Source organism: Halochromatium sp. (assembly GCF_046541315.1).
Taxonomy (GTDB): Bacteria; Pseudomonadota; Gammaproteobacteria; order Chromatiales; family Chromatiaceae; genus Lamprobacter.
The window spans coordinates 1-8435 of the sequence record NZ_JBKHDN010000122.1 but is presented as its reverse complement, the minus strand read 5'-3'; the positions used below and the strand labels follow the sequence as shown (position 1 = coordinate 8435).

Annotated in this window: 13 protein-coding genes; 10 read left to right on the top strand and 3 right to left on the bottom strand. The window is 66.1% G+C overall.

Annotated features, from left to right (window positions below; genetic code table 11):
• From ACLFQI_RS09175 to minE, 7 genes are all read left to right on the top strand, one after another.
• Positions 1 to 382 (top strand): DNA polymerase III subunit gamma/tau C-terminal domain-containing protein (locus ACLFQI_RS09175; RefSeq protein WP_410758697.1); only part of this gene is annotated, 382 nt, incomplete at its 5' end.
• 58 nt (positions 383 to 440) lie between these two features.
• Positions 441 to 764: a YbaB/EbfC family nucleoid-associated protein gene (locus ACLFQI_RS09170; RefSeq protein ID WP_410758696.1), complete on the top strand. Its 324-nt coding sequence runs from the start codon at positions 441 to 443 to the stop codon at positions 762 to 764.
• 37 nt (positions 765 to 801) lie between these two features.
• A complete protein-coding gene (recR, locus tag ACLFQI_RS09165; protein WP_410758694.1) occupies positions 802 to 1398 on the top strand; it encodes a recombination mediator RecR in 597 nt (198 codons plus the stop codon).
• A gap of 30 nt (positions 1399 to 1428) precedes the next feature.
• A complete protein-coding gene (locus ACLFQI_RS09160; RefSeq protein WP_410758693.1) occupies positions 1429 to 1773 on the top strand; it encodes a histidine triad nucleotide-binding protein in 345 nt (114 codons plus the stop codon).
• A gap of 53 nt (positions 1774 to 1826) precedes the next feature.
• On the top strand, positions 1827 to 2612 hold the full coding sequence (minC, locus tag ACLFQI_RS09155) for a septum site-determining protein MinC (protein WP_410758691.1): 786 nt from the start codon (positions 1827 to 1829) through the stop codon (positions 2610 to 2612).
• A gap of 69 nt (positions 2613 to 2681) precedes the next feature.
• On the top strand, positions 2682 to 3491 hold the full coding sequence (gene minD, locus ACLFQI_RS09150) for a septum site-determining protein MinD (RefSeq protein ID WP_410758689.1): 810 nt from the start codon (positions 2682 to 2684) through the stop codon (positions 3489 to 3491).
• Positions 3492 to 3494: 3 nt separating this feature from the next.
• Positions 3495 to 3767, top strand: coding sequence for a cell division topological specificity factor MinE (gene minE, locus ACLFQI_RS09145; protein WP_410758687.1), 273 nt, complete (start codon positions 3495 to 3497; stop codon positions 3765 to 3767).
• On the opposite strand, the gene ACLFQI_RS09140 is transcribed toward minE, so the two are convergent.
• The 3 genes from ACLFQI_RS09140 to ACLFQI_RS09130 form a co-directional block, all read right to left on the bottom strand.
• On the bottom strand, positions 3758 to 4243 hold the full coding sequence (locus ACLFQI_RS09140) for an EVE domain-containing protein (RefSeq protein WP_410758685.1): 486 nt from the start codon (positions 4241 to 4243) through the stop codon (positions 3758 to 3760). The two genes, minE and ACLFQI_RS09140, sit on opposite strands and share 10 nt — an antisense overlap.
• Before the next feature lie 34 nt (positions 4244 to 4277).
• A complete protein-coding gene (gene rsgA / locus ACLFQI_RS09135; protein ID WP_410758683.1) occupies positions 4278 to 5294 on the bottom strand; it encodes a ribosome small subunit-dependent GTPase A in 1017 nt (338 codons plus the stop codon).
• 65 nt (positions 5295 to 5359) lie between these two features.
• Complete coding sequence (locus ACLFQI_RS09130) at positions 5360 to 5671, bottom strand: cytochrome c (RefSeq protein ID WP_410758681.1); 312 nt, start codon at positions 5669 to 5671, stop codon at positions 5360 to 5362.
• A 125-nt stretch (positions 5672 to 5796) separates the two neighbouring features.
• Here ACLFQI_RS09130 and orn point away from each other — a divergent pair, with 125 nt between their 5' ends.
• From orn to tsaE, 3 genes are all read left to right on the top strand, one after another.
• Entirely contained in the window at positions 5797 to 6342 is a 546-nt protein-coding gene (orn, locus tag ACLFQI_RS09125) for an oligoribonuclease (protein ID WP_410758698.1), read from the top strand.
• Between the two features lie 100 nt (positions 6343 to 6442).
• Complete coding sequence (locus tag ACLFQI_RS09120; protein ID WP_410758680.1) at positions 6443 to 8041, top strand: NAD(P)H-hydrate dehydratase; 1599 nt, start codon at positions 6443 to 6445, stop codon at positions 8039 to 8041.
• Positions 8034 to 8435: tRNA (adenosine(37)-N6)-threonylcarbamoyltransferase complex ATPase subunit type 1 TsaE (gene tsaE / locus ACLFQI_RS09115; protein ID WP_410758678.1), on the top strand; the 402-nt coding region annotated here is incomplete at its 3' end. The genes ACLFQI_RS09120 and tsaE, both read left to right, overlap by 8 nt.

The window sequence follows — 8435 nt, the reverse complement described above, 5'->3', positions numbered from 1 at the left end:
CCTCGTCACCCGCATGCAGCTGAGTGGACTGACGCTGGAGTTGGCGCGCCATTGCGCGTTCGCTGCCTGGGATGGCGCGCGGCTGCGGCTCGTGCTCGATCCCGGTCACCTGCATTTGCGTACCACGGGCGCTGAGCAGCGGCTCGCTGCGGCCTTGGCCGCAGCCTTGGCGTGCGACGGGCTGCGCTTGGAGATTGCGGCGGATGCGCCGGCCGTGGAAACCCCCGCCCAGCGCCGTGCCCGCGACGACGCGCGGCAATTGGCCGAGGCGGAACGGGCGCTGGCGACGGATCCGGTGGCGCGGCAGTTGCGCGAGCGCTTCGAGGGCGAGTGGATTCCAGGTACGCTATCGGCCCCACGCGCCGGCGCCGAGGGCGGATGACGGCATCGCGCGCAGATTGCCGACGCCATTTTTGATCATCGACGAGAGAGGTTGAACCATGAAGAACGGATTGGGTGGGATGCTGAAGCAGGCCCAAAAGCTGCAAGAGGACATGAAGAACTCGCAGGAGCGTCTGGCGAACGAGGAATACCTCGGTGAATCCGGTGGGGGCATGGTCAAGGTCACCATGAGCGGCCGCCACGAGGTCAAGCGCGTCGAGATTGACCCGGCGTTGATGGACGATGACAAGGAGATGCTCGAGGATCTGCTCGCCGCCGCCTTCAACGACGCGGCGCGACGCGTGGCCGAGAGGGCGCAGGAGAGCATGGCGGAGCTGACCGCGGGCCTGCCGTTGCCGCCCGGGATGAAGCTGCCGTTCTGAATCGCTCGCGGACGGGTATCATTGGCGGTGATCTCCGGTGTCGGATGCAGGCCTGCTGAATCAGCTCATCGAGTCGCTGCGGCGGTTGCCCGGGCTTGGGCCGAAATCGGCGCAGCGCATGGCCTTTCATCTGCTCGAGCGCGATCGCGATGCGGGACGCGAGCTGGCGCGGGTGATGGCCGCGGCGATGGAGCGCATCGGCCGGTGCGAGCGCTGCCGCACCCTCACCGAGCATGCCCGCTGCGCGCTCTGCTCAAGCGCGCGCAGGGATCCCAGCCTGCTCTGTATCGTCGAGCAGCCATCGGATATCGTCGCCATCGAGCAGGCGACGGACTACGCTGGGCTCTATTTCGTGCTTGGCGGTCGCTTGTCGCCGCTCGACGGCATCGGCCCCGAGGAACTTGGCCTGGATCGGCTTGCGGCGCGCTTCCATGAGCCGGAACTCGAGGAGGCGATCCTGGCCATCAGTCCGACCGTCGAGGGGCTGGCGACCGCGCATTACATCGGCGAGTTGGCGCGTGACTCGCGTCTGCGGCTGAGCCGGATCGCCCACGGCGTGCCGCTCGGCGGAGAACTCGAATTCGTTGATGGGGGCACCCTGGCGCATGCGTTCGCCGGCCGCCAGGGGCTGTGACCGAATCCACTCCGAGAGGCGAGGAGAATCATGTCCGAGACGATCTTTGGCAAAATCGCGAACGGCGAGGTGGAGGCCGACCTGGTCTACGAGGACGCCGAGGTGGTGGCCTTTCGCGACCTCAATCCCCAGGCGCCCGTGCATATCTTGGTGATCCCGCGCAAGCCGATCCCGACCCTGAGCGATGCCGAGGCGGGCGATGCCGAGCTGCTCGGCCGCCTGCTGCTGACTGCGGCCAAGGTCGCCGAGCAGGAAGGGATTGCCGAGCAGGGTTATCGCACGGTCATCAACTGCCGGGCGGGTGGCGGGCAGACCGTCTATCACCTGCATGTCCACCTGCTCGGTGGGCGCCCATTGCAGTGGCCTCCAGGTTGAACCACCGAGCCGGGACGCGCCGACTGGAATCCTAAAGGAGTCTCCTCGAGATCATGTCATTGACCCATGAATCGGCGGTGAACGGCGCGGTGCCGGGCACTGGGGGCAGCAGCGGCGCCGGGCCCGCCTTCGAACTCAAGGCGGCCGCCTTCACCCTGCCGGTGATTCGGTTGTTACGACTCGACATGGACGCGGTGGCGGCGGAACTGAGGCCCAAGGTTCAGCAGGCCCCGGGCTTTTTCCAACACACGCCGGTGGTCATCGAACTCAGCGCCTTGCCCTCGTTGGAGGAGGACGTCGGTTTCCCGCAGCTGGTCGGTCTTTTGCGCGGGCTGGGCATGATCCCGGTCGGGGTTCGCGGCGGCGGTGGCGCCCAGCATGAGTCGGCCAAGGCGATGGAGCTTGCGATCTTGGCGGACACCGTGAGACCGGATCCGGCCGCGGGCGAGAGCGAGATCAAGGGCGGGCTGCCGGTGACCGGGCAGACAAGCGAGCCCCAGGTCGGCATCGAGACCGGCTCGCACCTGATCGATCGGCCGGTGCGCTCCGGTCAACGCGTCTATGCCGCTGGCGGTGATCTCACCGTGCTGGCGCCGGTCAATTCCGGCGCCGAGCTGATGGCCGATGGTAATATCCATGTCTATGCGCCGATGCGTGGCCGCGCCATGGCCGGCCTGCACGGCAATACCAATGCGCGGATTTTTTGCGCCGACCTTCAGGCCGAACTGGTCTCCATCGCGGGCCATTATCGGGTGAGCGATAAGATTCCGGCCACGCTCAAGGGCCACCGCATCCAGATCTTTCTGGATCATGAAGTGTTGCGTATCGAGCCGCTCTAGTCGGGCTCGCGGTGGCTGCCGATCACGATCGATTTTTGCAATAGACTTAACCCACAAGTGGAGGCCCATTTGGCCAGAACGATCGTTATTACCTCGGGTAAAGGGGGCGTTGGCAAGACCACGACCGCCGCGGCCATGTCCATGGGCCTGGCGCAGCACGGACATCGCACGGTGGTGATCGACTTCGACGTCGGGCTGCGCAATCTGGATCTGGTGATGGGTTGCGAGCGGCGCGTGGTCTATGATTTCGCCAACGTCATCAGCGGCGAAGCGACGCTGAATCAGGCGTTGATTCGCGATAAGCGCTGCGAACACCTGTTCATTCTGCCGGCCTCGCAAACGCGGGATAAGGAGGCCTTGACCCGGGAAGGAGTCGGACAGGTGCTCGACGAGCTTGGCAAGACCTACGAATACATCGTCTGCGATTCGCCGGCGGGGATCGAGCACGGCGCCCTGATGGCGATGTATTACGCCGATGACGCGGTATTGGTGACCAATCCCGAGGTCTCGTCGGTGCGCGATTCCGATCGCATGCTGGGTATCCTGGCGAGCAAGTCGCGGCGAGCGCTCGAGGGCCAGGAGCCAATCCGTGAGTTCCTGTTGCTCACGCGCTACTCGCCGGACCGGGTCTTGCGTGGCGAGATGCTGAGCGTCGAGGATGTGCAGGAGATCCTGGCGCTCTCGATGTTGGGCGTCATTCCTGAATCCAAGGCCGTCCTCAATGCATCCAATGCCGGACATCCGGTGATCCTGGACCAGGAATCCGATGCCGGCCTGGCTTACGGCGATATGGTGGCTCGCTATCTGGGCGAGGAGCGGCCGATGCGCTTTCTGGACCTGGAGCGGAAGGGGTTGTTCAGCCGACTATTTAGGGGGTGATTGGTGGGGCTCATCGACTATTTCCGCAGCAATTCCGAGTCCGGCAAGGGGTCGGCCTCCGTTGCCAAGGAGCGGTTACGGATCCTCGTGGCACACGATCGCGCCGCCCGCGATCGGCCTTTCTACCTACCGAAACTCCAGGAGGAAATCGTCGCGGTGATCCGCAAATATGTGGCCGTCGATAATGACGCGGTCTCGGTGAGCTATGAGCAAGAGGACAGCCAGGAGATCCTGGAAGTCAACATCATCTTGCCGGAAACCCCGTCTCAATCCTGATCCCGCGCGCGCTCTTCGAGCGCCAGGATGAAGTCCCAGTGTTCGGGCGTCACCGGCATGATGGAGAGGCGGTTGCTGCGGCGCACGAGCGGGAAGCCCGCCAAGGCACCCTCGGCATGGCGCTTTAGCTCGGCCAGTCCAATGGGGCGCCTGAGATGACGCCGGTAACGCACGTCGACGAGATACCAGCGCGGTTTTTCGGGAGTGCTCTTCGGGTCGTGATAAGGGCTGTTCGGATCGAAGGCGGTGGGGTCTGGATAACCGGGGCTGACGACCTCGAGGAGGCCGACGATGCCGGGTTGCTTGACGTTGGAGTGGTAGAAGAAGCCGAGATCGCCGACCTGCATCTGATCGCGCAGCATGTTGCGCGCCTGATAGTTGCGCACCCCATCCCAGGGCTCGGTCTGCTCGGGGCGCGCCTTGAGATCGTCGATGCCGAAGGTATCGGGCTCTGATTTGAAGAGCCAGTAGGCCATGTGTATCTCCGCTGAGCGAGGGTTGGAAGAGGGGTCAATGCGTGCCGCTGGAGTCGCGCGTCACGGTCTTCGCCAGTTGATGGAACGCGCGCAGCCGTATCGGCGCGATGCTGCCCGCGGTACTGGCGGCACGGATGGCGCAATCAGGCTCCTGGTCATGCCGACAATTGCTGAAGCGGCACTGGCCGATGAAGGGCCGGAACTCAGGGAAGCCTTGCTCCAATTGCGCGCGTTCGAGGGCGCCAAGTCGAAAGCTGCGTACCCCAGGGGAATCGATGAGCCGACCGCCTGAGGCCAGCCGATAGCTCGTCGCCGCCGAGGTGGTATGTCGGCCGAGCCCGGTAGCGCCGGACAGGGCGCCGACCCGCACCTCGAGATCCGGCAGCAGGGCCTTGATCAGCGAAGACTTGCCGACCCCGGATTGGCCGACCAGGATCCCGGCGTGGCCGGCGAAGCGCTGGCGCAGGGGCGCCAGGCTCGGGTCCTGCTTCAGGCTCAATGGCAGCAGTGGATAGCCGATCGCGGCATAATGCTGAAAAGCGTCGAGAAAGGCCGTGCGCGCGGCATCGTCAACAAGCAGATCCATCTTGTTGCACAGGATCAGGGCCGAAACCCCGATGCGTTCGGCGGCGACCAGATACTGATCGATCAAGAACCCGGTCGGTGCCGGCTGTGGCGCGACGACGATGATCAGCAGGTCGATATTGGCGGCGAGCGGCTTCTCGGCGCCACTGGCATCGGGACGGCTAAGCAGGGTGTCGCGCGGGTGGAGCGCGGTAATCACGCCGGCCTTCGGGCCACAGGGCTGCCAAACGACGCGATCGCCGCAGACGGGATGGCCGATGTGCTGGCGGCTGACACAGTGGTGGTCTCGACCTTGCCGATCCTCGACGATCAGATTGGCACCATGGCGAACGACGACGAGGCCGTCACGCGCGGTGTCGTCGTCGCTGGCCGCGAGCGCGGCGCGCGCCTCGACCTTGCTCCGGCGGCGCTCCTGAATGCGTTGGATGCGGGCGGTCTGCCGCTCCGAGAGACGCCGTCGTGGCATGTGCGGGTTGCTCGTCCGCGCCCAGTTATAGGGTCATTTGGGCCCAAATGGGCCCAATTCTGGATTCAGCGTTCGAAGTTGTAGTATTTGCGATTGAGCAGGCTGGTGACGGCATCGACCTGGTCATCGAACCAGGTCAGTTCGAGGTTTTGTTCGCACCTCTGCACTTGAGCGTGCAGGCCATCGAGCGAATCGATTCGCCGATCGTCGCGGGTGTAGACCTCGGAGCCGTGACAACTGGTGCAGTTCTTCTCGACCAGCGCTTGCGCGTCGACCCTTTCGTCGGCTTGCGCCCCGAGGCTGGCGGCGAGCAGGGAGGCCAGTAGGGTGGCCGGCAGGGAGGTCGAGGCAAGGCTCAGCATGGACCCTGGGAGCATGGACTGTTGAATCATGAGCGTCTCCGTTAGAACCTGAGTGTGGGCGATCGATCTGTCACTTTGAGCGATGAACGCTCGCTGATGCAAGTGCGGCATCGAGCCGCGATATCAAATGTTGGGGAGCGATTGTGGTCAATGAAGAGAATCTGATCTGGATCGATCTGGAGATGACCGGGCTCGATCCGCTGCGCGACCGGATCATCGAGATCGCCACCCTGGTGACCGATACCCATCTCCAAATCCTCGCCGAAGGGCCGGTGATCGCCATCCATCAGCCCGAGCATGTGTTGGTGGCGATGGATGCGTGGAACCGCGAGCATCATGGCGCGTCCGGGTTGCTGGAGCGGGTGCGCACCAGCCGCGAGGACGAGCGCTCGGCCGAGCGTCGGACACTGGCGTTCCTCGAGGCCTGGTGCAAGGCCGGGGCCTCGCCGCTGTGCGGCAATAGCATCTGCCAGGATCGCCGTTTTCTGGCGCGCTGGATGCCGCGGCTCGAGGCCTTCTTCCATTATCGCAACCTCGACGTCAGCACGCTGAAGATTCTCGCCCAGCGCTGGGCGCCGCAGGTGGCCGAGGCGGTGAAGAAGGAAGGCGCGCATCTGGCGCTGTCCGATATCAAGGAATCGATCGCCGAGCTGGCGCACTATCGCGCGACCTTGTTGCGGCTCTGATGGGGCCGCGATCGGCGCGGGATGGCCACGAGCGCTCGACCGGGTCCGAGTCGGAGCCGAATCCCAAGCAGGCGCCGAATCCGGCGCGAGAGGAAACCGCATGACGCGTTCACTACCCGATACGCAACGACTGCCCCGAGCGCTGTATCGCGCCGCGCAGGTCAGGGCCCTGGATCAGGCCGCGATCGAGCAAGCAGGGATCACCGCCGAGCAACTGATGGAACGGGCCGGCGCTGCGGCCTTCTCGGTGTTGCGGGCGCGCTGGCCGCAGGCCGGCGCGATCGTGGTCCTCGCCGGTGCTGGCAATAACGGCGGCGATGGCTATGTGCTGGCCCGGCTCGCGCACCAGCATCGGCTCGGCGTGCGCCTGCTGACGCTGGGCGAGCATGACCAACTCAGCGGCCCGGCCTTGGCCGCCGCGCGCGCCTATCGGGACGCGGGCGGCAGCATCGAGCCCTTTACCCGCCTGCCGCCCGATGCCGAGCTGATCGTCGATGCCATGCTGGGCACCGGGCTCGAACGGCCGCTCACCGGGCTTTGGGCGGACGCGGTGGCGCAGTGCAATGCGGCGCGCTCGCCGGTCTTCGCGCTGGATCTGCCATCCGGCCTGCACGCCGATAGCGGGCGGGTGCTGGGGATCGCCGTCGAGGCGGCGGTGACCATCAGTTTCATCGGCCTCAAGCCTGGACTCTTCACCGGCCGTGGTCCGGATTATTGCGGCGAGGTCTGTTTTGACGCGCTGCGCGTGCCGGCGCTGATCTATGCCAGCGAAATTCCGGCCGCGCGGCGTATCGACTGGCGCCAGCAACAGCGCTTGTTGCCACGGCGGCGACGCAGCGCGCACAAGGGGGATCTTGGATTCCTGCTGGTGGTTGGCGGCGCTGCCGGCATGAGCGGCGCGCCCCGGCTGGCCGGCGAGGCGGCCTTGCGGGTCGGTGCCGGGCGCGTCGCCATCGCCACGCATCCGGCGCATGCGGCCGTTTTGAACCTGGGCCGGCCGGAGCTGATGGTGCATGGGGTGGCCGAGACGGACGCCCTTGGGACCAGGCCTGAAACGACGCTCGAGAGCGGGCTCGAGCGCGTTTCCGAGCTGGCGCTTGAGAACGCCTTGGCGCGCGCGAGCGTGGTCGCGCTCGGACCGGGGCTGGGCCAAAAGACCTGGGGGCAAGCGCTCTATCAGCGCGTGCTCGCGGCTGCCATGCCGCTGGTGCTGGATGCCGACGGCCTCAACCTGCTCGCCCAGGCGCCGCAGCGGCGCGATGACTGGGTGCTGACGCCGCATCCCGGTGAGGCGGCACGGCTGCTGGGGTGTTCGGTGGCCGAGGTCGAGGCCGATCGCCTGGAGGCGGTGCGACAATTGCAGGAACGCTATGGCGGTGTGGCGGTGCTAAAGGGTGCCGGCAGCCTGATCCAAGGCCCCGGGCCGCGCCCGCGCGCCCTCTGTAGCGAGGGCAACCCCGGCATGGCCAGCGCCGGCATGGGCGATGTGCTGACCGGCATCATCGCCGCGCTCCTCGGGCAGGGGCTGGAGCCGGTGCTGGCGGCCGAGGTGGGCGTCTGTCTGCACGCGGCGGCGGGCGACCGCGCCGCCAGGCGGGGTGAGCGCGGCCTGATCGCGAGCGATCTGATCGCCGCCTTGCAGCCCTTGCTCGGCTTGGCCGAGAGGCGGTCATGCGTGCCGAGAGACGACGATGCGTGAGACACCGGCCACGCTCACCATCGAACTGGCTGGCGAGGCCGCGCAGCTTGCGTTCGGCGCGCGCCTCGCCGGACTGCTGCGGTCGTATCGCGGCCTGATCTATCTGCGCGGCGATCTCGGTGCCGGCAAGACCACCTTGGTGCGGGGCCTGCTGCGCGGGCTTGGTTATCAGGCGCCCGTGCGCAGCCCGACCTATACCTTGATCGAGCCCTATGAGGCCGTCGAACCGCCGGTGGTGCATCTGGACCTTTATCGCCTGGCCGATCCCGAGGAGCTGGAGTATCTCGGGCTGCGTGACCTGCTCGAACGCCCTGGTTTGATTCTGGTCGAGTGGCCCGAGCGGGGCGCTGGCGCGCTGCCACCGGCGGATCTCGAACTCTTGATTGAGGATGCC